The 24,846-nt window shown below is 63.6% G+C and carries 24 protein-coding genes and 2 tRNA genes; 10 read left to right on the forward strand and 16 right to left on the reverse strand.

The features are described 5' to 3' along the window. Window positions 1–23: 23 nt before the first annotated feature. A complete protein-coding gene (locus EJ076_RS08135; protein WP_126067543.1) occupies window positions 24–1,655 on the reverse strand; it encodes an NAD(P)/FAD-dependent oxidoreductase in 1,632 nt (543 codons plus the stop codon). 119 nt (window positions 1,656–1,774) lie between these two features. Between EJ076_RS08135 and EJ076_RS08140 the strand changes: the two genes are divergently transcribed. The 6 genes from EJ076_RS08140 to EJ076_RS08165 all read left to right on the forward strand — a co-directional run bounded on the left by EJ076_RS08140 (window position 1,775) and on the right by EJ076_RS08165 (window position 9,116). Further along, window positions 1,775–2,566 (forward strand): cyclase family protein, encoded by a 792-nt coding sequence (locus tag EJ076_RS08140; protein ID WP_109666754.1) that lies wholly within the window; start codon window positions 1,775–1,777, stop codon window positions 2,564–2,566. A gap of 15 nt (window positions 2,567–2,581) precedes the next feature. Then, window positions 2,582–4,153, forward strand: coding sequence for an NAD(P)/FAD-dependent oxidoreductase (locus EJ076_RS08145; RefSeq protein WP_126067544.1), 1,572 nt, complete (start codon window positions 2,582–2,584; stop codon window positions 4,151–4,153). Continuing rightward, entirely contained in the window at window positions 4,153–4,635 is a 483-nt protein-coding gene (locus tag EJ076_RS08150) for a MarR family transcriptional regulator (RefSeq protein WP_126067545.1), read from the forward strand. Before EJ076_RS08145 ends, EJ076_RS08150 begins: the two co-directional genes overlap by 1 nt. Window positions 4,636–4,735: 100 nt before the next feature. Continuing rightward, window positions 4,736–6,889 carry an indolepyruvate ferredoxin oxidoreductase subunit alpha gene (locus EJ076_RS08155; RefSeq protein WP_126067546.1) on the forward strand — a complete coding sequence of 718 codons (2,154 nt, stop codon included), beginning with the start codon at window positions 4,736–4,738 and terminating at the stop codon, window positions 6,887–6,889. Further along, entirely contained in the window at window positions 6,882–8,462 is a 1,581-nt protein-coding gene (locus EJ076_RS08160; protein ID WP_126067547.1) for an indolepyruvate oxidoreductase subunit beta family protein, read from the forward strand. The genes EJ076_RS08155 and EJ076_RS08160 overlap by 8 nt, the downstream gene beginning before the upstream one ends. Before the next feature lie 60 nt (window positions 8,463–8,522). Continuing rightward, a complete protein-coding gene (locus EJ076_RS08165; RefSeq protein WP_126067548.1) occupies window positions 8,523–9,116 on the forward strand; it encodes a hypothetical protein in 594 nt (197 codons plus the stop codon). A 75-nt stretch (window positions 9,117–9,191) separates the two neighbouring features. Here the strand turns inward: EJ076_RS08165 and EJ076_RS08170 are convergent, their stop codons facing one another. From EJ076_RS08170 to EJ076_RS08200, 8 genes are all read right to left on the reverse strand, one after another. Next, on the reverse strand, window positions 9,192–10,913 hold the full coding sequence (locus EJ076_RS08170; RefSeq protein ID WP_245462974.1) for a sulfatase-like hydrolase/transferase: 1,722 nt from the start codon (window positions 10,911–10,913) through the stop codon (window positions 9,192–9,194). A 179-nt stretch (window positions 10,914–11,092) separates the two neighbouring features. After that, entirely contained in the window at window positions 11,093–11,380 is a 288-nt protein-coding gene (locus EJ076_RS08175) for a hypothetical protein (RefSeq protein ID WP_126067550.1), read from the reverse strand. A gap of 112 nt (window positions 11,381–11,492) precedes the next feature. After that, window positions 11,493–11,954, reverse strand: coding sequence for a periplasmic heavy metal sensor (locus EJ076_RS08180; protein WP_126067551.1), 462 nt, complete (start codon window positions 11,952–11,954; stop codon window positions 11,493–11,495). Continuing rightward, on the reverse strand, window positions 11,951–12,403 hold the full coding sequence (locus EJ076_RS08185) for a hypothetical protein (RefSeq protein ID WP_126067552.1): 453 nt from the start codon (window positions 12,401–12,403) through the stop codon (window positions 11,951–11,953). The genes EJ076_RS08180 and EJ076_RS08185 overlap by 4 nt, the downstream gene beginning before the upstream one ends. Then, window positions 12,396–12,530 carry a hypothetical protein gene (locus EJ076_RS36000; RefSeq protein ID WP_281038039.1) on the reverse strand — a complete coding sequence of 45 codons (135 nt, stop codon included), beginning with the start codon at window positions 12,528–12,530 and terminating at the stop codon, window positions 12,396–12,398. Before EJ076_RS36000 ends, EJ076_RS08185 begins: the two co-directional genes overlap by 8 nt. Further along, entirely contained in the window at window positions 12,523–13,065 is a 543-nt protein-coding gene (locus EJ076_RS08190) for an RNA polymerase sigma factor (protein WP_126067553.1), read from the reverse strand. Before EJ076_RS08190 ends, EJ076_RS36000 begins: the two co-directional genes overlap by 8 nt. A gap of 45 nt (window positions 13,066–13,110) precedes the next feature. After that, on the reverse strand, window positions 13,111–13,533 hold the full coding sequence (locus EJ076_RS08195; protein ID WP_126067554.1) for an acid-shock protein: 423 nt from the start codon (window positions 13,531–13,533) through the stop codon (window positions 13,111–13,113). A 164-nt stretch (window positions 13,534–13,697) separates the two neighbouring features. Further along, on the reverse strand, window positions 13,698–13,886 hold the full coding sequence (locus EJ076_RS08200; RefSeq protein WP_109666250.1) for a DUF2158 domain-containing protein: 189 nt from the start codon (window positions 13,884–13,886) through the stop codon (window positions 13,698–13,700). A gap of 198 nt (window positions 13,887–14,084) precedes the next feature. Between EJ076_RS08200 and EJ076_RS08205 the strand changes: the two genes are divergently transcribed. Beyond that, window positions 14,085–14,160: transfer RNA gene (locus tag EJ076_RS08205), tRNA-Cys, on the forward strand. Between the two features lie 159 nt (window positions 14,161–14,319). Here EJ076_RS08205 and EJ076_RS08210 read toward each other — a convergent pair. Continuing rightward, window positions 14,320–14,395, reverse strand: a tRNA-Thr gene (locus EJ076_RS08210). 331 nt (window positions 14,396–14,726) lie between these two features. Between EJ076_RS08210 and EJ076_RS08215 the strand changes: the two genes are divergently transcribed. After that, window positions 14,727–15,866, forward strand: a complete 1,140-nt coding sequence (locus EJ076_RS08215; protein ID WP_126067555.1) for a hypothetical protein — start codon at window positions 14,727–14,729, stop codon at window positions 15,864–15,866. Between the two features lie 7 nt (window positions 15,867–15,873). On the opposite strand, the gene EJ076_RS08220 is transcribed toward EJ076_RS08215, so the two are convergent. Both EJ076_RS08220 and EJ076_RS08225 read right to left on the reverse strand, forming a co-directional pair. Next, window positions 15,874–17,475: a cisplatin damage response ATP-dependent DNA ligase gene (locus tag EJ076_RS08220; RefSeq protein WP_126067556.1), complete on the reverse strand. Its 1,602-nt coding sequence runs from the start codon at window positions 17,473–17,475 to the stop codon at window positions 15,874–15,876. Window positions 17,476–17,479: 4 nt separating this feature from the next. Continuing rightward, window positions 17,480–18,487: a ligase-associated DNA damage response exonuclease gene (locus EJ076_RS08225; protein ID WP_126067557.1), complete on the reverse strand. Its 1,008-nt coding sequence runs from the start codon at window positions 18,485–18,487 to the stop codon at window positions 17,480–17,482. Window positions 18,488–18,592: 105 nt separating this feature from the next. Here EJ076_RS08225 and EJ076_RS08230 point away from each other — a divergent pair, with 105 nt between their 5' ends. After that, complete coding sequence (locus tag EJ076_RS08230; protein ID WP_126067558.1) at window positions 18,593–19,510, forward strand: methyltransferase domain-containing protein; 918 nt, start codon at window positions 18,593–18,595, stop codon at window positions 19,508–19,510. A 118-nt stretch (window positions 19,511–19,628) separates the two neighbouring features. Further along, window positions 19,629–19,991: a hypothetical protein gene (locus EJ076_RS08235; RefSeq protein ID WP_109666264.1), complete on the forward strand. Its 363-nt coding sequence runs from the start codon at window positions 19,629–19,631 to the stop codon at window positions 19,989–19,991. On the opposite strand, the gene EJ076_RS08240 is transcribed toward EJ076_RS08235, so the two are convergent. The 4 genes from EJ076_RS08240 to EJ076_RS08255 are packed head-to-tail and all read right to left on the reverse strand — an operon-like array spanning window position 19,988 to window position 24,828. Then, window positions 19,988–20,929, reverse strand: a complete 942-nt coding sequence (locus EJ076_RS08240) for a glyoxylate/hydroxypyruvate reductase A (RefSeq protein ID WP_126067559.1) — start codon at window positions 20,927–20,929, stop codon at window positions 19,988–19,990. The two genes, EJ076_RS08235 and EJ076_RS08240, sit on opposite strands and share 4 nt — an antisense overlap. Window positions 20,930–20,957: 28 nt before the next feature. Then, entirely contained in the window at window positions 20,958–22,589 is a 1,632-nt protein-coding gene (locus EJ076_RS08245) for an ABC transporter ATP-binding protein (RefSeq protein WP_126067560.1), read from the reverse strand. Then, on the reverse strand, window positions 22,586–23,731 hold the full coding sequence (locus EJ076_RS08250; protein WP_109666273.1) for an ABC transporter permease: 1,146 nt from the start codon (window positions 23,729–23,731) through the stop codon (window positions 22,586–22,588). The genes EJ076_RS08245 and EJ076_RS08250 overlap by 4 nt, the downstream gene beginning before the upstream one ends. Then, window positions 23,731–24,828: a microcin C ABC transporter permease YejB gene (locus EJ076_RS08255; RefSeq protein ID WP_109666276.1), complete on the reverse strand. Its 1,098-nt coding sequence runs from the start codon at window positions 24,826–24,828 to the stop codon at window positions 23,731–23,733. The genes EJ076_RS08250 and EJ076_RS08255 overlap by 1 nt, the downstream gene beginning before the upstream one ends. Window positions 24,829–24,846 lie beyond the last annotated feature (18 nt).

The following is a 24,846-nucleotide window of genomic DNA, read 5'->3' on the forward strand; positions in this document are numbered from 1 at the left end:
CGCGGCAGTGTCTGGGCATTGGTTCAGGCTTCGTGGGCAGCAGCGCCTTGCCCTCTTTCGCCTGTGTGAAATCTTCGGCTCCACCTCCCGCCAAGCTGTTGCGCGAGCATGTATCCGGAAGCCGCACCGGTGCCGGCGCCAGGCCACGTTGCAGCTCCGGTAAGATGCAGATTGCCGACCGGCGTGTTCCAGCCGGCGTATCCGCGTGCCGGGCGGAACAGAAAGTTCTGTGCCAAATGATGGCTGCCGCAGACCTGGTCGCCGCCGACGAGGTTCGGGTTCTCGCGCTCGAGGTCGATGGGCGAGAACACCGCTTGGCCGAGGGTCTTGTTTCGCAGGCCGGGCGCATAGGTCTCGATGATGTCGAGGACGCGGTCGGCGTAGACCTCCTTCACCTTGTCCCAATGCGCTGGCGCGATCTTGCCGGCGGCATCGCCTGTGATTTCGGCAGGCAGCATGCGCACCTGCACCCACAGCACATGCTTTCCCTCAGGCGCCCGCGACGGATCGATCGCGGTCGGCTGGCCGACGACCAGAACCGGCTCGTCCGGCAGCATGCCCGCCACCGCCTGCTGATAGGTGCGCGACATGGCATCGAGCGACGGCGACAGATGCACATAGGCGAACTGCCGCAGCTCCGCTCCGGCGCGCCAGTCCGGCAGATCGTCGAGCGCCAGATGGATCATCATCGTGCCCGGCGCATGGCGGAACTTCTTCATCGCCGTGTCGAAGCCGACGTCGCCCGAACCATTGGGCAGCAATTTGCCGGTCAGCGCCTTGGGCGCGACGCCGGCGATCACAGCCCTGGTGGCGGTATGGGTCTCACCGGAAGCGAGCCGCACGCCGGTCGCCTTGCCGGCGGAAACGGTGATCTCGGCCACTTCGGCGCCGGTGACGATCTTGCCGCCGGCAGCCGTAACCATGCCCGACAGGGCGCCGATAATGGTGTCGGCGCCACCCTTGCCCAGCACCATGCCGAAACTCTGGTTGGCCATCGATTCCAGATAGGGGAACACGGCACCGCCGGCGATATCGGGGGCGAAGTCGAGATGCATGCCCCAGGTGGCGAGCGTTGCCCTGATATGAGGCGACTCGAAGTTCTCCTCCAGCCAGGCGCGGGGTGAGGACAACAGCAGCCGGCCGGTATCGAGCGCGCCGGCAATGCCCTTCTTGCGCCACAGGTTCCACGCCGTGCCGGCAAGCGCGCGGGCGCTCATCGGTGATCCCAGCAGCCGGAACAGATGCTCGGCCTCCGCCGGGAAGGCGGCGACCAGTCTGCGCCAAGTCGCTGCATCGGCGACGGAGAAGGCGGCCATCCGCGCTGCGGTCTTTTCCAGATCGTTGCTGACGCCGAACCAGCGTCCGTCCGGAAAGGCGCTGGCGAAACAATCGGCGACCGGGGCGAACTCCAGCCCCTGTGCTTTCAATTCATTTGCATATTTCCGGTGGAAGGCCGAGCCGGCAAACAGACTCAGATTCATCGCGCCGAAATCGTGGCGGAAGCCGGGAAGGGTGAATTCGCGCGTCTGGACGGCGCCGCCGATTGTCGGACTGCGCTCGAAAATCCCGGTTTTCCAGCCTTTGAGCGCCAAATGCGCGGCGCATGCCAGACTGTTGTGGCCCGCCCCGACAAAGATGGCGTCGAACTCGCTCACGCCCCGTTCCCATTTCCTTTATGCTTAAAGATAATTGCAGATGCATATGTTTTCGTCTAGTAGGATATTAAGGGCCGAGACGAGCCTTGATCATCATCACGAAAGAGGGAACAGAGACCATGGACACGCAAAAACTCCTCGGCGAAGTCGCCGGCCAGCTTCTTTCAGGCGCCATCAAGGTGGTCGACCTGACAGCACCGCTCGGGCCCGACACCCCGCTGATCAAGCTTCCACCGGAACTCGCCGTCGACACGCCGAAGGTCGAGATCCACTCGATCTCCCGCTATGACAAGAACGGTCCCTGGTGGGCCTGGAACTGGCTGAAGCTTGGCGAACATTCGGGCACGCATTTCGATGCGCCGCAACACTGGATCTCCGGCAAGGACTATGCCGACGGCGCCACCGACACCATTCCGGCGCAGAACTTCGTCGGCCCGGTCAATGTCATCGACTGCTCGAAGGAAGCCGCCGCCGATCCCGATTTCCTGCTCACCGTCGACCACATCAAGGCATGGGAAGCCAAGCATGGCGCGATCAATGCCGGCGAATGGGTGGTGATGCGCACCGACTGGTACAAGCGCAACGGCTCGGAAGCCGAATTCCTCAACGCCAACGAGACCGGCCCGCACACGCCGGGCCCGACGGCCGAAGCGATCCAGTTCCTGATCAGCAAGGACATCAAGGGCTGGGGCAGCGAGACGATCGGCACCGATGCCGGCAAGGCAGGGGGAATGGAACCGCCATTCCCGGCGCACACGCTGATGCACAAGGCCAACCGCTACGGCCTCGCCAGCCTTTGCAACCTCGACCAACTGCCGCCGAAGGGAGCCATCCTGATCGCGGCGCCGCTCAAGATCGAGCACGGCACCGGCAGCCCGATCCGCGCGCTGGCGCTTGTTTCGAAGGGCTAAGCGAAAGCGTTTGCCGTGAGCCAGCCGGATCACATCATCGTAGGCAGCGGCATCAACGCGCTGGTCTGCGCGGCGATGCTTGGCGGCAAAGGCGCCAAGGTGCTCGTCCTCGAGCGCAACGACCGCATTGGCGGCTGCATGCGCACCGAGGAGATCACCGCGCCCGGCTTCATCCATGATGTGATGGCGACGACCTTCGTGCTGTTCATCACCTCGCCAGCCTTTGCGGCACTGGGCGCCGACCTCGCGCGGCACGGGCTGGAGTTCTGCCACACCGGCACGCCGACCGGCGTGCTGCGGCCGGACGGCAGCCATGCCGTGCTCAGCACCGACCGCGCCGCCAATGTCGCCGCGCTCAACGCGATCGCGGCGGGCGATGGCGACCGGCACGCAGATGATGTCGGCGGCATCGAACGCAATGCCGGGCTGCTGTTCGGCCTGCTCGGCGGCAGCCTGTGGTCCTATCCGACGGCGAAGCTGCTGGCCGGCGACGCCTGGCGGCGTGGCTCACGCGGTCTTGCCGCCTTTCTCGGCGAGGCACTAATGCCGGCGCGCAACTGGCTCGAAAGCACTTACCGGTCCGAAACCACCCGCGCGCTGTGGGCGCCCTGGGTGCTGCATGCCGGGCTTGGGCCGGAAGATGCATTCTCGGGCCAGATCGCCAAGGTCATCGCCTTTGCGCTGGAAGCCGCCGGCGCACCGATCGTCAAGGGCGGGGCGCAGAACCTGCTGGCCGCATTCGAGGCATTGATCATCGAGCGTGGCGGCGTCATCTCCACCGAAGCGGACGTTGCCTCCATCATCCTGGCTGGAGGTCGCGCCACCGGCGTGCGGCTGGCCTCGGGCGAAACGGTCCATGCGAAGAAGAGCATCATCTGCTCGGTCACCCCGACGCAGCTTTATGGTCGGCTGCTCGGCGCGGATGCTCCCAGGGATGACGTCGAAGCGACGCAGAAATACCGCTACGGCAAAGGCAATTTCCAGATTCACTACGCCTTGGACAAGCCGCCGGCATGGCGCGGCGAAGGCCTGGACAAGGTCGCGCTGCTCCATCTGACACCGGGGCTCGATGGCGTGTCAAAGGCCTGCAACGAAGCGGCGCGCGGCATGCTGCCGGAGGTGCCGACCATCTGTGTCGGCCAGCCGCATGCGCTCGACCCGTCGCGCTGTCCGGAGGGCAAGGCGATCCTGTGGCTGCAACTGCCCGAGGCACCTCGCCATATCAAGGGCGACGCCGCCGGCAAGCTGCAGGCGCCGGCTGACGGGCAATGGACCGACGCTTTGCGCGAAGCCTATGCCGATCGTGCAGAAGCCATCCTCGCCAGCCACATCGATGGCTTCAAGGACAGCGTCATCGCACGCCGCGCCTATTCCCCGGCCGATCTGGAGGCGATGAACATCAATCTGGTCGGCGGCGATCCCTATGGCGGTTCCTCGACCATCGACCAGTCTTTCCTGTGGCGGCCATTCAAGACCAGCCGCAACCATCAGACTGGTATCAAGAACCTCTACCATATCGGCGCCTCGACCCATCCCGGTGCCGGCCTCGGCGGCGGCTCCGGCTTTCTCCTGGCGGGGAGGCTGTGATGGAACAGAAGGTTGCGGAAAAGCGCCAGCGCATTTCGACCCTGGGGCAGATCGGGCTGCAGCAATTCGCGCCCTATCTGATGAACCGCATCATGGGCCGTTACAACGCTACCTTGCGCGACGATTTCCGCAAGCAGGGCCTGACCATTCCGCAGGTGCGCACGCTGGCCGTGCTGTCGGTCACCGACGGCATCACCGTCAACGACCTCTCGGTCTACACTGTCATCGAGCAGTCGACCTTGAGCCGCACGCTCGACTCGCTGGAGAGCCAGGGCCTGGTGCGGCGCGAGCAGGGTGTCACCGACAGCCGCATCCGCCATGTGTTCCTGACCGATGAGGGCCGCGCCGAGTTCACCCGCGCCTGGCCGGCCATGCATGATGCCTTCGAGGCGATGTTCGACGACATCGACGACGCCGAATATTCCGCGCTCATCGCCACGCTTTTGAAGATGCTGAAGAACATTCGCAAGCACGACATCTAGCATGACCCCGAAAAGTGGAAGCCGGTTTTCGGAAGAGGTCATGCGCAAACAAATAGACCTACGCGCCGCCAGCCTCAGGCGGTAACGGAAGGGAGAAAAAATGGCCGAACGGTCTTTTGCCAAGGAAGTCGAGAAGCTTCGGCTCGGTGCCGGCGAGGAATTTGCCGGCGAAGGCATCCTCGCCATCACCAAGGCGCTGCTGCAATGCGGCGTCGGCTATGTCGGCGGCTACCAGGGCGCGCCGATCAGCCATCTGATGGACGTGCTGGCCGACGCGCAGGACATTCTGGGCGAGCTCGGCGTGCATTTCGAGGCCAGTGCCTCGGAAGCCACCGCCACCGCCATGCTGGCCGCGTCGGTGCATTACCCGATCCGTGGTGCAGCGACCTTCAAGTCGACGGTCGGCACCAATGTCGCCTCCGACGCGCTGGCCAATCTCGCGTCCGGCGGCGTCACCGGCGGCGCGCTGATCATTGTCGGCGAGGATTATGGCGAGGGCTCCTCGATCATGCAGGAGCGCAGCCATGCCTTCGCCATGAAAAGCCAGGTCTGGCTGCTCGATCCGCGCCCCAACCTGCCGTCGATCGTCAAGGCAGTGGAGGACGGTTTCGAACTGTCCGAGATTTCCAACACGCCGGTCATGCTGCAGGTCCGCATCCGCTGCTGCCACGTCCACGGCCATTTCATCGCCAAGGACAACAAGCGGCCACCGATGACGGTCGCCGATGCGCTCGACGCACCGCGCCGCGACACCGGCCGTATCGTGCTGCCGCCCGCTTCCTTCCTACACGAAAAGGAAAAGGTGCAGAAACGCTGGCCGGCGGCGGTCGACTTCATCCGCAAGAACAAGATCAACGAATTCTTCGGATCGGATCATGGTTCGGTCGGCATCGTCATGCAGGGCGGCATGTACAATTCGGTCATCCGCGCGCTGCAGCGGCTCGGACTTGCCGACATTTATGGCGACACCGACGTGCCGCTCTATGTGCTCAATGCCGTCTATCCGCTGATCGACGACGAGTTCCTGTCCTTCTGCGAGGGCAAGCAATCGGTGCTGGTCGTCGAGGAAGGCCAGCCCAACTACATCGAACAGGCCTTCGCCGCGATGCTGCACAAGGCCGGGCGCGGCACCAGGCTGGTCGGCAAGGAGCATCTGCCGATGGCCGGCGAATACACCGGCCAGGTCATGCTCGATGGCATCGGCGCCTTCCTGCGCGCCGAGGCGCCGCATCTGCTGCCTGGCGAAGTGCGTGCCCCCAACAAGGTCGGCGACGGCGTCGATGCAGCCGACCTGATCAATGTCGTTCCAGGACGACCGCCCGGTTTCTGCATCGGCTGCCCAGAGCGGCCGATCTTTGCCGCCACAAAACTGGTCGAACAGGAACTTGGCAAGCACCACATCGCCTCCGACATAGGCTGCCACCTGTTCTCGATCATGCCGCCTTTCGAGCTCGGCGCCACCACCATGGGCTATGGGCTCGGTCCGGCTTCCGCCTCGGCGTTCAACTCGCCCGATGCCAAGCGCCGTTCCATCTCCTTCGTCGGCGATGGCGGCTTCTGGCACAACGGCCTGACCTCCTCGATCGGCAATGCGGTGTTCAACAAGAACGACGGCGTTATCGTCATTGTCGACAATTTCTATTCGGCCGCGACCGGTGGGCAGGACATCCTGTCGTCGCGCGCGGGCAACAAGACCAAGTCGACGAAGCATCCGATCACCGAGGCGGTGAAGGGCATGGGCGTCAAATGGCTGCGCCATGTCGACCGCACCTATGACGTGACCAAGATGCAGGACACGCTGCGCGAGGCGCTGACGACCGACGAGAAGGGGCCGAAGGTTATCGTCGCCTCGTCCGAATGCATGCTCAACCGGCAGCGCCGCGAAAAGCCGCTGGTCGACAAGGCGATCAAGGGCGGCGAGCGAGTGGTGAAACCGAAATTCGGCGTCGACGAGGATATCTGCACCGGCGACCATGCCTGCATGCGGCTGTCCGGCTGCCCGTCGCTGTCGGTCAAGTCGCTCGACGATCCCCTGCGCGACGATCCGGTGGCGCATATCGACCAGAGCTGCGTCGGCTGCGGCAATTGCGGCGAGGTCGCCGATGCGGCGGTGCTGTGCCCATCCTTCTACCGCGCCGATGTCGTCCATAATCCGAGCCATTGGGACCGTTTCCTGGAAGCCGCGCGCCGCGCCACCATCGGCCTTTTGCAGCGTCGCCGCGAAAGCCGGCGCCTGACCTTCGCCGATGCTTGACGCTGTCCCCCCACTTCGCGCCCACGTCGGCGCTCAGGATGACGAGCGTGTCATCAAGCTTGCCGTACTCGCGGTCGGCGGCCAGGGCGGTGGCGTGCTGGCCGATTGGATCACCGATGTCGCCGAGCGCAACGGTTATGTCGCGCAATCGACCTCGGTCGCCGGCGTCGCCCAGCGCACCGGCGCCACCATCTACTATGTCGAGATGGCCCGCGACACCGGCCGGCTGCCGGTCTTTGCATTGTCGCCGTCGCAGGGCGATGTGGATATCCTGATCGCCGCTGAACTGATGGAAGCCGGCCGCGCCATCATCCGCGGCTTTGTCACGCCCGAGCGCACGACGCTGATCGCCTCGTCGCACCGCATCGCCGCCGTGTCGGAAAAAATCGAACCCGGCGACGGCCGAGCCTCGTCTTCCAGGGTGCACGCAACGGCGGAGGCCGCATCGAAGCGCTTCATCGCTTTCGACATGGAAAAGATCGCCGCCGACAATGGTTCGATGATCTCGGCCAGCCTGCTCGGCGCGCTGGCGGGGTCCGACGCGCTGCCCTTCACCCGCGAGAGCTACGAACAGGCAATCGGTGCCGGCGGCCGGGGCGTCAAGGCCAGCCTCGCCGCCTTCGGTGCCGCGTTTGACCGCGCGCGCGGTACGGCAGCGCCGGCGTTGAAGCCGGCTGAGCCCGCGATTGTCGAATCTGCCCTGGGCGCCGGACAGGTGAGTGGTCCGCAAAACCTCATGCAAGGCTGGCAGGCTTTGGCCGCCCGCATCGATCTGTTGCCGGTGGCCGTGCGCGACATGGCGCTCAGGGGCCTGAGAAAGGTCGTCGACTATCAGGACATCGCCTACGGGCGCGAGTATCTCGACCAGCTGGACAAGGCCGTCGCGCTGGACGGGCCGGACCGCGGCTATGGCCTGTCCATCGCTGCTGCAAAGCATCTGGCCAACGCGCTATGCTACGACGACATGATCCGCGTCGCCGATCTCAAAACGCGCTCGACGCGTGACCGGCGCGTGCGCCGCGAGGTCGGCGTCAAGGACGGCTCGATCCTTCAGGTCACCGAGTATTTCCATCCGCGCATCGAGGAGTTCTGCGGCACGCTGCCGGCGGGTCTTGGCAGCTACATCGAAAGCCGGCCGAAGCTCGCCGCCTTTCTCGACCGCCGCATCAACCATGGCCGCCGTATCCGCACCGACAGCTTCGCCGGCTTTGCAGCACTCTGGTTCATCGGCGGCCTGCGCCGCTGGCGCCGCAGCCTGCTGCGTCACAAGGTCGAGATCGCGCATCTCGACCGCTGGTACGCTCTGGCGCTCGACCATGTGCCTCAGGATTATGCGCTGGCTGTCGAGATCCTCAACTGCCGCCGGCTGATCAAGGGCTACAGCGACACCCATGTCCGGGCGCAATCGAAATTTGACCGGGTGCTGTCCGCGCTCGATCTGCTCAAGGGCCGAGCGGACGCCGCCGACTGGATCCGCCGCCTGCGTGAGATGGCGCTGAAGGACGAGAAGGGCGACATGCTCGACGGCGCGCTGAAGACGGTGGCGACGCTGGGTGAAAATTCCGCTTCCTGACGCTATAAATAGCGTGCGAACATAACCCTCAAAACGGCGAACGGGGGACTTATGCCAAAAGTGAGCGGCAAAGAAATTATATCGGAGTCAACCGAGAAGACTCAGAATCGTCTCATGTTTTTCTCCTCCGCAGCCATACTGGCAAAATCCTATGATGTCCCACTGAGCGACATGAAGTTGCTTGGCATCGAGTTCCCGGCATCGGTATTCGATGTGACCATGTTTGTTTTAGTTTCGTGGTACACGTATACGTTCATACTGAAATGGATCGGAGATCTTGCTGGTTTCCGGCTTTGGTATAATGAGAGCTCTATTTGGTCGACATTTGGTACCCATATGAAGCTTGATAAGAGTTTCATATCGGGTGGCCTAGACTTAATGAAGGCCCTCCATCAGCTTGACAAAGACGGTAAGACCCCCTCGGTTTTCGCCGCGCTCGATGAAAAAACGAAACAACTCTACACTGATTTTAACGTGAACGTTGAACTCTATGCTGCCCGCCTAGGGGCGGCAGGAGCAAAATTTTCAACTCTCTCCAAGTACGGTCATTTTTACGTGTGGGTACAGCATTTTTTATTGCCGATAAGCTTGGCAATTTTTGCAGGATATCTCTTGGTCAAATACGGAACCTTTTCTATCCCTCCACACATGTAGACGCAGAGCAGCGGAGCTCGATGGTGCGCTGAAGACGGTGGTCCACTCAGAACCCTGTAAATCCTGGCTACACCGTCAATTTATCGCCGCTAGCCCATGCAACGGCACCGCTTCCGGGAACAGATGCAGCAGCCCTGAATCGACGCGCCTGCGCAGATGCGCATCCACTTCGGCTCTGTCCTTGCAGCCATGGAACCTGCCGCCGCAATGGTCGCGCAGGCGCACGAGATCGATCATGACAGGCGACATCGGCAAGCCGGCGGCGTCGAGCAGGCTTGCGCTGAGAAAGCCGACGTCGAGCGGCGCCATGTCAGGCATCGGGTGGCGCAATGGATGGTTGAAGGTGGTGAGCGTGTAGAAGGTGCGGTAGGCAAGCGAGCCGGGCGTTGCCAAGGCGTCGTCGCCGGCGATGGCGTCGACGAACGGCTTTGTCGCAGACGACTGGTGATCGCCGAATTCGAGCACCACGGCGGCGCGCTGACCGGCATCCGCTTGCCTGTTGTCGAGGAAATCCTGGAAATCGCCGCGCGCCACCGCCATCCGGCGCAGATATTCATTGGCCTGGAAATCGTCCGAGAAAGGCTCGCCCTCGACCTTCAGTTCCGGCTCCATCCGCCCCTCATAGGGTGAGTGCGGGAACATGGTCTGGATCTCGAGGAACAGCGGGCGGCCGTCCTCCTTGCGGTGCCTGGCGATGAACGCCTCGGCTGCGTGATAGTAGAAGTTGTCGCGCAAATGATAGAAGGGCGCGGCGATGTCCTTGATGTCGAGAACGGTCTCGAAACCGATCGACTTCAGGAACGGCCCTTCATTGACGAACGAAAAGTCCATCGGCGTCATCACGACAGTCCGATAGCCGCAGCGCGCCAGCACCTCCGGCAAGGCACCGGCGATCTTGTCCTGCAGGGTGATCGTCAGATAAGGGCTTCGCCAGCCGAAATCGGTGGCCGACAGACCGGTCATTAGCGACAGATTGGTGATCCAGGTGCCGCCGCCAAACGTCTCGACCTGCATCGGATGCGGCGTGCCGGCCCCAGGTGCGAACCTTTGCAGGAAGCCCGCGCCATTCTTGAGCTGCGGAAAATAGCCGGGATCGGACTGGCTTTCGCTGAGCACGAAAAAGACGTCGGGAAGGTTCGCGCGGTCACCGCAATCGACCGTGTCGGCAAAAGGCGGCTGTGGCGCGACGGCTTGCAGCCGCTTCTCGAAGGTCGATTCAACAACGAGGTTGCGCAGATCCAGCAGCGAGACGAAGAAGGCCGACATATGCCGGCCCTGCATGTAGTAGAAATAGCGGTCCTTCGAGGCCTCGGCCGGAAAGGTCAGCGGCACCAGGGCGACGAGCACCGCCATGATCAGGACGCGCGCCGACACCGGCCAACCGATCTTTCGATCTATCCGGAACAGAAGGATCGCCGCCGCGACGCCGAGCCCCAGGGCAATGACAACCGGCGCGATCAGATGGAGGTAGGAGCCGAGCAGGAAGCGATACACTTCCGGATCCCTCGACACGAAGACCGCGTCGTAGAAATGCAGCGAAAACCCCTTCATCCGGAACTTGATCGCCGAAACCACGGTGACGAAGGCAATGCCCATCCAGGCGAGATAGACGGAAAAGGCGAGGCGTCCCGAAGCCAGGAACAGAAGTCCGGCAAGGGTTGCCACCAGCGCCAGCGAGAACGGCACCGACAGCCATTCGTGCTCGGCCCGTCCGGCGGCGAAGACGCCGGCGAGGCTGACCACGGTCAGCGTCAGCGGATGGTAGAGCACCCGTCCTAGGATTTGAAGCTGAATCACAGATTTTCCCATGAACATGCCTGAGCATAGTTTCGGGAAACTCTTCGATTATTCGTGGGCTAAGAACAAATGTATAGTGAACTTAACCTTAACTCCGGGCTGGTGCGCGGGATTGTCCGGTGCGCGCCAGCGCTCACGCGGGGCCAGCCTGAAAGGTGCCTGGCCCCGCGGCGCCTTGATCAGTAATGGTGCCAGCGGCGCCAGTGATGATGCGGGTGCCAGACGTAGACCGGAGCGTGCCAGTAGTGGTAGCGCGGGCGCACGACGACGACGCCGTTCGGCACGCAGCGACCCCAGCGGTTAGGGTGCCAGCCGATGCCGCAGCCCCAGCGGACATGCTCGACCAGTGCCGGGGCGGCCGGCTGGGCAACGGACACGATGGGCATTGCGCTGGACGCGGTGGCTGTCACGACCGTTCCGCTGAGGGCCAGGATGGCAGCTGCTGCATAGTTTTTCAGGCGACTCATAATTGGGCTCCGAGTGCTTTCGAGTTTGAAGATGGCCGCCCCGCATGGTGCGATCGGGCAGGCTTGTCCCTTCTCTTCGTTAAACGGCGTCTCCGGCCTTTTCCGTCGGTCGTCATGGCGACTTTTTTGGCGCAACGGCGGCGCGGCGTTCCATATGGCGCAGCAATGCCTGTGCCAGCACGCTCCGGTTTTCGGGCGACGTGTTCGCCGCGAAGTCGGCAATGGCTTGTTCAAGCCGGGTGCGCACCGTCACGTCGGCGTTGCGTGCCCGCTCCAGGGCAGCCGACAAGGCAGCCTTGTCCACGACAGGCTGCTGCAACAGGTCGGCTGCCTCCTGCCTGGCCTGCTGGCCATCGAGAATGATCTGTCGGGACTCCACGCGTACCCGGCGCAGCGCTTGGCGGAACGCCTTGCGGTCCTGGTTGGGAAGCTGTCGGCCAGCCGATTCCAGCGAGACACCCGCGCCTGCTTTGGCATTTCTCAGCCAGACCGCACCACCGACAAATGCGCCAGCAAGAAAGACGTTCAGCACCACGGAAGCGATGACCAGGCCACGGATCCAGCGCGTGCTCATAGGCTGTCCTCTCCGTTCTCGGCATCGGGGCCAGCATCGCCAAATGCCGTCACATTGGCATCCAGCACAGTGTGGTCCGGCTGGACCTCGGGCGTGACGATGGCCACCAGGGCCAGTCCTGCCAGGCCGCCGGCGAGACCAATGCCGGCAAGTCCCAGCCCCAGCCACCAGAACCGCTGACGCCGGCGCTGGATGAGGTGCCGGCCGGCGGCCTGCTGGATGCTGCCGTGCAGGGCCTTGCCGGGGGCGTCGACGCGGTAGCTGTCAAGCCGCGCGTCGAGTGTCCCGGCATGCTTCAAAATGGCCTCGCCCGCTTCGCTTGCGGCAAAGATAGTGCCGGCCATCCGTTCAGCCTCGGGCCATCGCCGCAAGTCACCGCCATAGGCCGCAGCCAGGGCGGCAAAGCGCTTGGCATCCATTGCCGGTTCGTTCCTGGACCCTTCAGCCATGTGTCTTCCCCTTGCCCATTGGCGCCGCGCGCTCGCGCGGCATGGGGCTGACAGGAATCGAGCGCCAGGCAGCGCCTGCAAGGCGCGATGGCCGTTGCGCCTTGGTGCCGATCCGGTTCTCACTCATCGGCGCCATCCCTGGTCAGGATCGTCTGCAGCGAGCGGCGGCCGCGTGCAAGCAGGCTCTCCAGGGCATCGACGCTGATCTGCAAGGTCGCTGCCGCCTCGATGTTGGACATCTCCTGATAGTAGACCAGGATGATCGCCTCGCGCTGGCGCGGCGCGATACCTTGCAGCGCCTGTTTGACCCGATGATCTTCCTCCCCGGGATGAGCATCGGGAAGCGGCGCAGGATCGGCCACGTCCGGCACCTCGTCGGTCACCCATTCGCGGCGTCGGCGCAGCCGGTCGTAGCACAGGTTCAGCGTCACCCGGTGGACCCAGGTGTCGAAGCGCGCATTGCCGTACCGCCAGCCCGAGGCATGACGCCAGATCCGGACAAAGGTTTCCTGGGCGACATCCTCGGCCTCCGCCGCATCGCCGAGCATGCGCACGGCAAGCGCCAGGATGCGCGGCAGCTTGCGCGCGACCAGGGCTTGCACGGCAGCCGGATCGCCGGCGCCGACACGGCGAACCAGCTCCTCGTCCGGATCCGCAGCCATCAGTCGGCGCACTCCCGATGTTCATCGCGCGTCATTGCCTCTTGGTCATTGCTCCTGCTTGGGAGCGGTTTTGTGGCTTGGCAGTTCGTCGGCCGTCAGAACGCCGTCGGCATTCTTGTCCAGCCGGGCAAAGCGCTTGGCGAAGAATGCATCGAGCTCGGCGCGGTCGATGAAGCCGTCATGGTTGGAATCGATCCGCGCGAAGGATTTGGCGGGGTCGCCCTTGCCGTTGCGTTTCGCCTGAAAGGCCGTCCACTCCAGCAGGCTGATCTTGCCGTCGCCGTCCGTGTCGGCCGCCATGATCGCCTTCTCGCGCCGCTTCTGGAATTTGGCCAGCGTGATGTCGGATTTGACCCCCGAGGCGCTTGGCGCGGCGGTCGGCGGTGCAGGGGGCGGTGTCGTTGTCTGGGCGAGAGCCGCAACGGCTTGCAAACTCAAGGTAACGACGATTATCGAACGGCTGATCATGCTTTGCGTCTCCGGGTTGGTGCGTTGCAGACGGCCTGTTCCGCCATCACGCTTCAACCGTTAAACGCCGCGACCCGAAAAATCCGTCGGTCGCGCGTGCTGATCCGTTCGTGCTCGAAAAAACAAATAGAGCCCATCCCGATTCCATCGGGATGGAACAGGCTCTAGTCTGATTGGTCGGCCGCAACCAGTTGTTCAGGCTTGAACCCGGCATGTTGCGGGGTCCACACCTCGCCCTCGCGATTGAACCAGTGGCACATATACATGCCCGAGGCCGCACCATCGCTGACCGTCATCCTGGGGCCTCCGGATTTCAGCTTGACGACGTCTCCGGTCTTGAAATTGTTGGGCATTTTTGACCTCCCATGCTGAGGCCACGAGTTTCACATCAAACCGGGGTCTCGACAATGGCAGATGTGCTTCGCCGGCGTCGCAATCCTTTGCACTAGCAGAGCATCCCCCGAGCGCCAGCCGAACGCGTTGCGGCGGTCCGATCTATCTCTTCGGTCTTAACCTTTCCGTAAATATTTGGCGGCTACTTGGACAGCGATGGCCTCGTGGCGGAGCGGCTACGCTGGAGACTGCAAATCTCTGAAGCCTCGGTTCGATCCCGAGGCGAGGCCTCCACCTTTCCAGGATACTATCGGACCATCAGGGGATCCTGTCCGGCAGGCATTCAGCGGCGACAATCGACAAAGAAGCGACAGGTCGGGCACAAGAGGCTTGGCCCCGGACGCAAGAGGCTTAGCCCAGTGAGGGCGCTATTGCCTGTTCTTTTGGGAGAAGTGGTGCCGCTTGCGTGACTCGAACACGCGACCCCCGCATTACGAATGCGGTGCTCTACCAACTGAGCTAAAGCGGCCCGGGAGGCCAAGGCCCCCAAGATGTGGGGGTGATAGACGCAACCGGCCGCGAATTCAAGATGCGACTTGGCAAATCATGCGAGGATGTCGTGCCGCCGTCGAAAGCCGGCCGCCGCGTTGTTTGCCAACCGGTTGTTAAGTCATGTTCAGCACGGCGCGCACCTTCCTACGCGTGAAAACCGATGAAACATGCTGATTTTGTTGCCGGAACAGCGCCGGCATGGACTTTGGACACCTCTCCAAGGCAGAATGCGCCGCTCGCCCGTTGATTGATTGGTCGCCTGCGGCTAACGATCACGGCAAGGTTGGCGAACGGACAGAGGGACCCGCTTGGACGCGATCGAAAAAGCGATCCGGAACGCCTTGGAGAAAGGCAGCGCCGAGGACCGCGCGTTCCGCGAGAGGGTCTATCGCGCGGCTTTTGCCGCGCTTGATCGCGCGCTCCAGGCCAATCCCGGCGTGACCGTGGAAGTAGCCATCAAGCGCCGCAAGGCGATCCAGGCGAAAATCACCGAAATCGAATCCGAGTTTCTGCCGGCGGTGCCGGATGTCGGCCCGCAAGGCGATGCACCGGCGGTCGAGCTTGGTGCAGACTCGGCGCCTGCGGTCGAAACCGGCCAACAGACACCGTCCCCCGCTGTCGTCGTCGATGGGCCCGTGCAATCCGCTTCCGATGCGCCGCGCTCGCGCGTGCTGCCCGTCGTTCCCGACATCATGCCGGACGCTACTCTTCCCGACGCTCCGGCCATCGACATGTCCGCTCCGGCCTCGGCCGGCGCGGCGACGGAAGTGGCGCCCGATCGCGATGAACGGCGCATAAGAGGGCGTCGCCTGCCGCTGACCGCCATCTTCCTGACCATAACGCTGCTTGCCGCTATTGGCATTGGCCTGTTTTTCGCCGTGCAGACCGGCGTGTTCAAGACACAGGCGCAGCTTGATACCGCCCCGCCCGAAGCGCCGCCGACCGTCGACGACGACGATTTCGCACCGGCCGACGGCGGCCCGGCAAAGCCTGGTGACGCGGACCAGGCGCGCGACTGGATCAACGTGTTTTCGCCGGCCGATGCGTCGCATGTCAGCGCCCCGTCGGACGCCAAGGCCGAAGTGATGAAGGACGACACCGGGTCGTTCCTGCGCATCCGTTCCGGCGCCTCCGGTTCGGCGATCAGCTTCGATGTCGGACAAGGCGTGCTGGAGAAGCTCGCCGGCAAGCATGCCGTGTTCGACATCATCGCCCGCTCCCAAGAAGGCAAGGAGACGCAGATTTCCGTCGACTGCAATTTCGGCGAACTGGGTGACTGCGGCCGCAAGCGCTACGCTGTCGGCCAGCAGCAGAACGAATATCTGTTCGACGTACAGTTTCCCGAAAAGCGTCCGGGCTCGGCCGGTACGATTGCCATCAATTCCGACTTCGACAAGCAGGGCAAGGCCGCGGACATCTACGAGATCCGGGTTTCGGTCGAGCCGTAAGACAGCTCTAGCGGTCGAGCAGCGCCTGCAGCGTCTCGATGCGGTCTGCCTCATTGGCCGGCTTGTCCCAGCGCAACCGTGAAATGCGGGGAAAGCGCATGGCGACGCCGGATTTGTGCCGGGTCGAGCGGTTGAGGCCTTCGAAGGCGACTTCCAGCACCAGGCCGTTGTCGCGGTCGGCCCGTACCGAGCGCACCGGCCCGAAACGCTCGACGGTGTTGTCGCGGACATATTTGTCGACCTGCTTCAGCTCCTCGTCGGTGAAGCCGAAATAGGCCTTGCCGACCGGCACCAGCTCCTCTTCGCCTTCGGCACCGGACCAGACGCCGAACGTGTAGTCCGAATAGAAGCTGGAGCGCTTGCCATGGCCGCGTTGCGCATACATCAGCACCGCGTCCACCGTGTGCGGATCGCGTTTCCACTTGAACCACGGGCCTTTCGGCCGGCCAGCGACATAGGGTGAGTCCCAGCGCTTCAGCATCACGCCTTCTATGATCGGGTGCGGTGGTGCCCGGCGCAGTTCCTCCAGCGCCTGCCAGTCTGTGAATTCGACGAACGGTGACAGATCGAAGCGGCTCGGGTCGAGCGTCCCGGCGAAGCTTTCGAGGCGGCCACGCCGCTCGCGAAACGGCAGCGCGCGCAAATCCTCGTCGCCGATCTGTAGCAGATCGTAGCAGCGCATGAAGGCCGGGTACTGCAGCTGCATCTTCGGCGTCACCGTCTTGCGGTTCAGGCGCTGCTGCAGGTCCGAGAAGGTTCCCGTTGCCTCCCGGGGATCGCCGACCAGCAATTCGCCGTCCAGCGTCGCGGAAAAATGCATGGCGTCGGCGAGGTCCGGAAAGGCGCCGGAGACATCGTCGCCGGTGCGCGAATAGAGCCGGCGGATGCCGCCTTCGGCCACCGCCTGGACGCGGATGCCATCCCATTTCCATTCGGCGGCATAATCCGCCGGATCGAGCTTTTCGAGATCGCCGTCGCCGACCGGGTTCGACAGCATCACCGGGCGAAACAACGCCATCGCCGTGTTCCTGGGCTTTTCGGCCTTGCCTTCCAGCCACGCGAACAGTGTCGTGTAGGGCGGCGACAGCCCGTGCCAGAGCTCCTCGATCTCGGTGACATCGACGGTGCCGAAATCCGCCAGCGCCTGTTTGGCCAGCCGCGCCGACACGCCGATGCGCAGGCCGCCGGTGACCAGCTTGATGATAGCAAAGCGCGCCGAGATGCCGGCGCTATCGAGCAGCCCTGCCAGCACCTTGGGTCCGTCGGAACGGCTTGCCGCCTGCAGTTTCGCGACGACCTCGCCAAGCGTCGGCTCGCGGTTCGGGATGTTTCCGGGCGTTTGCGGCCAGACCAGCGAGACTGTCTCGGCCAAATCGCCGACATAGTCGTAGGAATAGCCGAACAGCACCGGATCCATGCGCTCGGTGACCAGCGTGCGCAGCATCGCCGGCTTAACCGCGGCGATGTTGAGATCGCCGGTGATGGCGGCCAGCGCCAGCCCGCGGTCGGGATCCTCGACGCTGCGGAAATAGTCGGTCAGCAAGGTCAGCTTGCCGTTGCGCGACGGCGTCAGCACCAGACGGTCGAGAAGTTCGGCGAAGCGGTTCATACCATCAATCGCCCTCGTCCTCGTAGCCAACCAGATGCAGCGGTCGCGCCGCGATGCCTTCGAGTTCGCACCAGCGCACCAGCGCTTCCTCGCGGCCATGCGTCACCCAGATTTCCTCGGCTCCGGTCTCCTTGATGGTGGCGGTCAGTTCGTCCCAGTCGGCATGGTCCGAGATGATCAGCGGCAGTTCGACGCCGCCCTGCTTGGCGCGCTGGCGAATACGCATCCAGCCCGACGCGAAGCACGAGATCGGATCGGGAAAACGCCGCGCCCAGCGATCGGCGAAGGCCGATGGAGGGCCGACGACGATAGCGCCCGCGAAGTCGTCCTTGCCGCCCTCCACCGTTGCCGGCTCGAGAGTGCCCAAATCGATGCCCTGGCTCTGGTAATACTCGCTGAGTTTGGCCAGCGCGCCATGGATATAGAGCGGCCGGTCGTAGCCGGCGTCGCGCAACAGCCGCATCACCCGCTGCGCCTTGCCCAGCGCATAGGCGCCGACCAGATGCGAGCGTTCGGGAAACTGCGCCGCCGATTTGAGCAGCCGGGCGATCTCTTGCGTGTCGGGGGGATGGCGAAACACCGGCAGGCCAAAGGTCGCTTCGGTAATAAACACATCGCACCGGATCGGCTCGAATGGCGCGCAGGTCGCGTCCCTCTGCCGCTTGTAGTCGCCGGAAGCGACGATGCGCGTGCCCTGATGTTCGACGGATATCTGCGCCGAGCCCAGCACATGGCCGGCGGGATGGAAGCTGACGCAGACACCGTTGAGCGCAATCGTTTCGCCGAGCCGGGCTGCTTGCGTTGTTCCCGCGAAATCCTCGCCATAGCGCAGACCCATGATGTCGAGCGTCTGTTGCGTCGCCAGCACCGAGCGGTGGCCGGAGCGCGCATGGTCGGAATGGCCATGCGTGATCAGCGCGCGGTCGACCGGCCGCACCGGGTCGATGAAGAAATCGCCCGGCGGGCAATAAAGGCCTTCGGGCCGGGGATGAAGCAGGTCGCTGGCGCGCATGGCCCCAAGATAGGATATAATTCCGCTGCGGGAAGCCTGTTGTAAGTCACTGCTGACTCCCGCATACAGCACCGCCGGCTCGATCCGCCGGCAGGACCCATCGCCATGAAACCGCTTCAGGCCTCGTCCGGCGACTTGAACGCCGATCGCCGTGCCGATTATGCCGAGATGCTGCATGCGGACGGCGATCATGCGGCAGCGGCGGAATTGCTGCTCGGTGCGCTGGGGATGACACCGCAATGGGCGATGGGCTGGTTTCGCCTCGGCGAGATACAGCAGGCGGCGGGCGCGCCGGATCTGGCTGCGCAGGCCTGGACGATGTCGCTGCAACTCGATCCATCGGATCATCAAGGCGCTGCACTGAACCTGCAATTGATCGGCAAGGCGCCGGCGCTCGATGCGCTGCCCAGCGCCTTCGTTGAGACACTGTTCGACCACTATGCCGAGAGCTTCGATGAATCACTGGTCGACAGACTGGGCTACCGGCTGCCTGAGTTGCTCGATCATGCCATTCGAACGGCAAGGCAGGGGCGCTTCGCGCTGGCGCTGGACCTCGGCTGCGGCACCGGCCTGATGGGTGAGAGGCTGCGGCCAATCGCCGATCGGCTGGAGGGTTATGACATCTCGGCTAGGATGCTGAAGCAAGCGCGCGCCAAGGGCGCCTATGATTTCCTCGGCAAGGCTGATCTGCGGGATTTTTCCTATACCGGCCCGAAAGCCGATCTGGTGACGGTGGCCGATGTCTTCATCTATGTCGGCGCGCTGGACGGCGTTGTGAAGACGATTGCCGGCTTGCTGGCAAGGGATGGCCTGTTCGCCTTTTCCGTCGAGAAGCTGGCCGGCAGTGGCGATTTTGTCCTGCAGCCATCGCGCCGCTACGCGCATGCGCAACACTATGTGCGCGACGTCCTGGCTGCCAACGGATTTTCGGTCCTGTCGCTGGAAACAACCGTGATCCGGCAGGACCGGCGGGAACCCGTCAACGGGCTGGTCGTTGTGGCAGGCAGGCTGCCGGCGGCTTGAGGCTGCAGTCTCTTGTGGCCTTGCGGACATCCGTGCTGCGAAAAAGTCCGATTTGCATGCGCGACTGATATTTGCGATCTGGTCGCATCAGGGCGGGATATCAGGAGGAGCATAGTCGATGCGCTGGAACATGATGATCTTGGCATCTTGCCTGCTGACCGCCGGCTGCGTCGGCGGCACCTCGATGGCCGAACGGCAGGACGCCAACATCCAGTCTTCCCTGCAGTATGACAGCGTGCCGTGCGACCAGTTGCTGGCGCAGCGCAACGGCTTGGCGCAGCAATACAACCTTTCGGCGAAGGCCAAGCCGACCTTCTCCAATCCGGCCATGGGCTTCGGCCCGTTCACGCCGGACATGCGCTCCAAGGCCAAGCGCGACACCGACAAGGCGAGCGGCGAGATCGATGCCATGAACCGGTCGATTGATCGCCGCGACTGCGGCCATCCGGACAAGCAGAAGAAGCTCGCTCTGCCTGGTTAATATCCGGCTTTGCGGTCCACCAGATTGTCGAGCTTTTCGCCGCGCTCGAAGGCGTCCATCTGGCGCAGCATGATTGGCGCCAAATGGACAGGGTCGGAGGTCGCCGCCGCGTGCGGCGTCACGAACACTTTTGGATGCCCCCACAGCGGGCTGGTCTTCGGCAGCGGTTCGACCTCGAACACGTCGAGGCTTGCCTCCTTCAGTGTGCCGTCATCCAGCGCCCGCAAAATGTCGGCGTCCTTTTGCAGGCGGCCGCGCCCGGCATTGATCAGCACCGAGCCGCCGAGGCCGTTGCGCTTCCTCAATTCCTTCAGCACGCCGTAGTTGATGATGCCCTTGGTGTCCGGCGTCAGCGGCAAAAGCACCACCAGGATGTCGGTCGCCTTGAGGAAGGGAATCAGCCCGGCCTCGCCGGAATAGGTCGCGACGCCTTGCATGGCCTTGTCGCTGCGCGACCAGCCATTGACGGCAAAGCCGAGCGACAGCAGCACCGTGGCCGCGGCGCGGCCGAGACTGCCGAGACCCATGATGCCGACCGAAATGTCACTGGCCGGCCTTTGCTGCGGCTCGTGCCAGATCTTTTTCGGCTGCTGCGACCGGTAGAGCAGGCCCTGGCGGTGATGGTCGAGCACCCGCCAGACGACATATTCGGTCATGTACTGGGTGAGGTTGTCGGCGACGACCTTGACGATCGGCACATCGGGCAGGCCGGGATCGGCGAAGATATGGTCGACACCGGCGCCGATCGAGAAGATGGCGCGCAGATTGGGCAGCGACGCCAGGATGTTCGGCTTCTGCTTCCACACCACGGCATAGGTGATCGAGGGGTCGCTGGCGCCGTCCGGCTCCAGCACCACCTCGCGTTCGGCCGACAGGAGTTCGCGCCAGCGCTGCGGATGAAAGCCGGTGACGGCAAGCAGGATGCGGCCTTTTTCCATTGCGATCTTCTCGTCCTCTTTACGCAAATCACTCGCTGACGATGCCGACCGGCGCCGTTTCTATCTTGAAGGCGGCCGAGATCAGAGCCCGAGTATAGTCGGTTTGCGGATTTTCAAAAATCTGCTGGGAAGGGCCGGCTTCGACGATCCTGCCATTGCGCATGACGATGACGTCGTTGGCCAGTGCGCGGATGACTTTCAGGTCATGGCTGATGAAGAGATAGGCGAGGTCGTGCTTGGCCTGCAGGCTGCGCAACAGGTCGACGACCTGCGCCTGCACGCTCATGTCGAGCGCCGATGTCGGCTCGTCCAGCATGACGAAGCGCGGGTTGAGCACCATGGCGCGTGCAATGGCAACGCGCTGGCGCTGGCCGCCGGAGAACTCGTGCGGGTAGCGGTTGCGCGTCGCCGGATCGAGGCCGACTTCCTTCAGCACGGCCGCCACCTTGTCGTCGCGCTGGTCGGGCGACAGCTTAGGCTCGTGGATCTTCAGGCCTTCCTCGATGATCTCGGCGATCGACATGCGCGGGCTGAGCGAGCCGAACGGATCCTGGAAGACGATCTGCAATTCGCGCCTGAGCGGTCGCATGGCGTTGAAGGACAGCTGGTTGATGTCGCGGCCGTTGAACTGGATGGTCCCGGTCGAGGAGATCATGCGCGCCAGCGCCAGGCCGAGCGTCGTCTTGCCGGAGCCGGATTCGCCGACCACGCCCAGCGTCTGGCCGGCGCGCACGGTGACATCGATGCCGTCGACCGCCTTCACATTGTCGACGGTGCGGCGAAAGAAGCCCTGCTTGATCGGGAACCAGACCTTTATGTCCTTGCCGGTCATGACAGGCTTGGCGGCGGCATTGGCGGCCGGCGGTTTGCCCTTCGGCTCGGCCGCCAGCAGATGCCTTGTGTAGGCATGCTGCGGATTGGCGAAAATCTCCTTGGTCGGCCCGGTCTCGACGATCTTGCCCTTGGTCATCACGCAGACCCGGTCGGCAATCTTGCGCACAATGCCAAGGTCGTGGGTGATGAACAGCATCGACATGCCCTTGCGGCTCTTCAAGCCGGCCAGCAGTTCGAGGATCTGCGCCTGCACGGTGACGTCGAGCGCCGTCGTCGGTTCGTCGGCGATCAAAAGTTCAGGCTCGTTGGCCAGCGCCATGGCGATCATCACGCGCTGGCGCTGGCCGCCTGACAGCTGGTGCGGATAGGCATCGAGGCGCTTGTGCGGATCGCGGATGCCGACCTCGTTGAGCAAGGCCAGCGTGCGCTCCTTGGCCGGTCGGTCGGCCATGCCTTGATGCAGCTTCAGGATCTCGACGATTTGATGCTCGATCGTGTGCAGCGGATTGAGCGACGTCATCGGCTCCTGGAAGATCATGGTGATCTTGTTGCCGCGCACCTGCCGCAACTGCTTCTCGCTCATCGCAAGCAGGTCGGCGCCCTGGAACAGGATCTTTCCCGAGGGGTGGCTGGCGCTGGGGTAGGGCAGCAGCTTCAGCACCGACAGCGCCGAGACTGATTTTCCGGAGCCGGATTCGCCGACCAGCGCCACCGTCTCGCCCTTGGCGATGTCGAACGAGATGTGGTCCACAGCCAGCGACTGGCCGCCGCCCTGGCCGAAGGCGACGCTGAGGTCCTGTACGCTGAGCAGGGGCGCTTCGCTCATCGGAACGTCTTGCGCGGATCGAAGGCGTCGCGCGTTGCCTCGCCGACGAAGACCAGCAGCGACAGCATCAGCGAGATGACGATGAAGCCGGAAATGCCGAGCCACGGCGCGTTGAGGTTGCGCTGCGCCTGCTTCAGCAGTTCGCCGAGCGAGGCGGAGCCGGGCGGCAGGCCGAAGCCGAGATAGTCGAGCGAGGTCAGCGTCGAGATCGAGCCTGAGAGCAGGAACGGCAGGAAGGTCAAGGTCGCTACCATGGCGTTGGGCAACAGGTGCCGGAACATGATGGTGCGGTTGGGCACGCCGAGCGCGCGGGCCGCGTTGACATATTCGAAATTGCGGGCGCGCAGGAACTCGGCCCGCACCACGCCGACCAGCGCCACCCAGGAGAACAACAGCATCAGGCCGAGCAGGATGAAGAAGCCTGGCGGCAGGATGGCAGCGACGATGAGCAGCAGATAGAGCACTGGGATCGCCGACCAGATTTCGATGAAACGCTGGAACAGCAGATCGGTCCAACCGCCGAAATAGCCTTGCACGGCGCCGGCCGCGACGCCGATCAGGGCCGAGCCGGCGGTCAGGATCAGGCCAAACAGCACCGAAATGCGGAAGCCGTAGATGACGCGCGCCAGCACGTCGCGTGCCTGGTCGTCGGTGCCGAGCCAGTTCCAGTTGCCGACGATGCAGGCCGGGTCGGCCGCACCCTGCGGATACTGGTTGCAGCGCGTCTTGGCGTCATACTGCCAGGACGGCTTGGCCGGAGCTGCTTCCGGAATAGCGTTGTTGACGGTCTGATAGGAGTAGCGCACCGGCGGCCAGATCATCCAGCCATTGGCGTTGATCTCGTCCTGGATGACCGGATCGCGATAGTCGGTGACGGCATAGAAGCCGCCGAATTTTTCCTCGGGATAGGCGACCAGTACCGGAAACAGGATCTCGCCCTTGTAGGAAGCGATGATCGGTTTGTCGTTGGCGATGAATTCGGCAAACAGCGACAGCACGAACAGGACGAGGAAGATCCACAACGACCAGAAGCCGCGCCGGTTGGCTTTGAAGTTCTGCAGGCGGCGCTTGTTGAGCGGCGACAGAAACGGCCGCTTGATCCGCGCGGGTGCAGCCTCCGCGGTGGCAGTAGCCTCCGACATCAGACGTCTCTCCGCTCGAAATCGATGCGCGGATCGACCCAGGTGTAGAGCAGGTCGGACAGCAGCCCGACGAACAGCCCCAGAAGCGAGAAGATATAGAGATTGGCGAACACGACGGGATAGTCGCGCTCGACCACCGACCGGAAGCCGAGCAGGCCGAGGCCATCGAGGGAAAAGATGTTCTCGATCAGCAGCGAGCCGGTGAAGAAGGCCGAGATGAAGGCGCCGGGAAATCCGGCGATGACGATCAGCATGGCATTGCGGAAGACGTGGCCATAGAGCACCTGCCGTTCCGACAGGCCCTTGGCCCGCGCCGTAACCACATACTGCTTGCGAATTTCTTCGAGGAACGAGTTCTTGGTCAGCAGCGTCGTGGTGGCGAAGGCCGACAGCACCAGGGCGGTCAGCGGCAAGGTCATGTGCCAGAAATAGTCGACGATCTTGCCCCACCAGGACAATTGATCCCAATTGTCCGATGTCAGGCCGCGCAAGGGAAACCAGTCCCAGAAGGATCCGCCGGCAAACAGCACCATCAGCATGATGCCGAACAGGAAGCCAGGGATGGCATAGCCGACGATCACGACGCCGCTGGTCCAGACGTCGAAGGGGGTGCCATCCTTGACCGCCTTGCGGATGCCGAGCGGGATCGAGATCAGGTAGGACAGAAGCGTGATCCACAGCCCGATCGAGATCGACACCGGCATTTTTTCCAGGATCAGGTCGAGCACGGAAATGTCGCGGAAATAGCTGTCGCCGAAATCGAAGCGGGAATAGTTCCACAGCATCATGCCGAAGCGTTCGAGCGGCGGCTTGTCGAAGCCGAACTGCTTCTCCAGCTTCTTGATGAATTCCGGATCGAGCCCCTGCGCGCCGCGATATTTCGAGCTGACGTCGCCGGCGACGTCGAAATTGGCGCTGCCGCCCGCGTCGCCACCGCCGCCGCCGAGGCGGTCGCTGCCGCCCTGGTTGGTCAGCCTGGCGATGACCTGCTCGACCGGGCCGCCGGGGGCGAACTGGATGACAGCGAAGGATATCGCCATGATGCCGAACAGGGTCGGGATCATCAAAAGGATGCGGCGCAGGATATAGGCGCCCATCAGGCTTTCTGCCTTCGT

The sequence above is a fragment of the Mesorhizobium sp. M7D.F.Ca.US.005.01.1.1 genome, assembly GCF_003952545.1.
GTDB classification, from domain to species: domain Bacteria; phylum Pseudomonadota; class Alphaproteobacteria; order Rhizobiales; family Rhizobiaceae; genus Mesorhizobium; species Mesorhizobium loti.

Coding starts and splice junctions, on each gene's coding strand:
- EJ076_RS08140 (WP_109666754.1), top strand. CDS start 1,775: ATGGACACGCAAAAACTCCTCGGCGAAGTCGCCGGCCAGCTTCTTTCA.
- EJ076_RS08150 (WP_126067545.1), top strand. CDS start 4,153: ATGGAACAGAAGGTTGCGGAAAAGCGCCAGCGCATTTCGACCCTGGGG.
- EJ076_RS08155 (WP_126067546.1), top strand. CDS start 4,736: ATGGCCGAACGGTCTTTTGCCAAGGAAGTCGAGAAGCTTCGGCTCGGT.
- EJ076_RS08160 (WP_126067547.1), top strand. CDS start 6,882: ATGCTTGACGCTGTCCCCCCACTTCGCGCCCACGTCGGCGCTCAGGAT.
- EJ076_RS08175 (WP_126067550.1), bottom strand. CDS start 11,380: ATGAGTCGCCTGAAAAACTATGCAGCAGCTGCCATCCTGGCCCTCAGC.
- EJ076_RS08180 (WP_126067551.1), bottom strand. CDS start 11,954: ATGAGCACGCGCTGGATCCGTGGCCTGGTCATCGCTTCCGTGGTGCTG.
- EJ076_RS08185 (WP_126067552.1), bottom strand. CDS start 12,403: ATGGCTGAAGGGTCCAGGAACGAACCGGCAATGGATGCCAAGCGCTTT.
- EJ076_RS36000 (WP_281038039.1), bottom strand. CDS start 12,530: ATGAGTGAGAACCGGATCGGCACCAAGGCGCAACGGCCATCGCGCCTT.
- EJ076_RS08190 (WP_126067553.1), bottom strand. CDS start 13,065: ATGGCTGCGGATCCGGACGAGGAGCTGGTTCGCCGTGTCGGCGCCGGC.
- EJ076_RS08195 (WP_126067554.1), bottom strand. CDS start 13,533: ATGATCAGCCGTTCGATAATCGTCGTTACCTTGAGTTTGCAAGCCGTT.
- EJ076_RS08200 (WP_109666250.1), bottom strand. CDS start 13,886: ATGCCCAACAATTTCAAGACCGGAGACGTCGTCAAGCTGAAATCCGGA.
- EJ076_RS08220 (WP_126067556.1), bottom strand. CDS start 17,475: ATGAACCGCTTCGCCGAACTTCTCGACCGTCTGGTGCTGACGCCGTCG.
- EJ076_RS08225 (WP_126067557.1), bottom strand. CDS start 18,487: ATGCGCGCCAGCGACCTGCTTCATCCCCGGCCCGAAGGCCTTTATTGC.
- EJ076_RS08230 (WP_126067558.1), top strand. CDS start 18,593: ATGAAACCGCTTCAGGCCTCGTCCGGCGACTTGAACGCCGATCGCCGT.
- EJ076_RS08235 (WP_109666264.1), top strand. CDS start 19,629: ATGCGCTGGAACATGATGATCTTGGCATCTTGCCTGCTGACCGCCGGC.
- EJ076_RS08240 (WP_126067559.1), bottom strand. CDS start 20,929: ATGGAAAAAGGCCGCATCCTGCTTGCCGTCACCGGCTTTCATCCGCAG.
- EJ076_RS08245 (WP_126067560.1), bottom strand. CDS start 22,589: ATGAGCGAAGCGCCCCTGCTCAGCGTACAGGACCTCAGCGTCGCCTTC.
- EJ076_RS08250 (WP_109666273.1), bottom strand. CDS start 23,731: ATGTCGGAGGCTACTGCCACCGCGGAGGCTGCACCCGCGCGGATCAAG.
- EJ076_RS08255 (WP_109666276.1), bottom strand. CDS start 24,828: ATGGGCGCCTATATCCTGCGCCGCATCCTTTTGATGATCCCGACCCTG.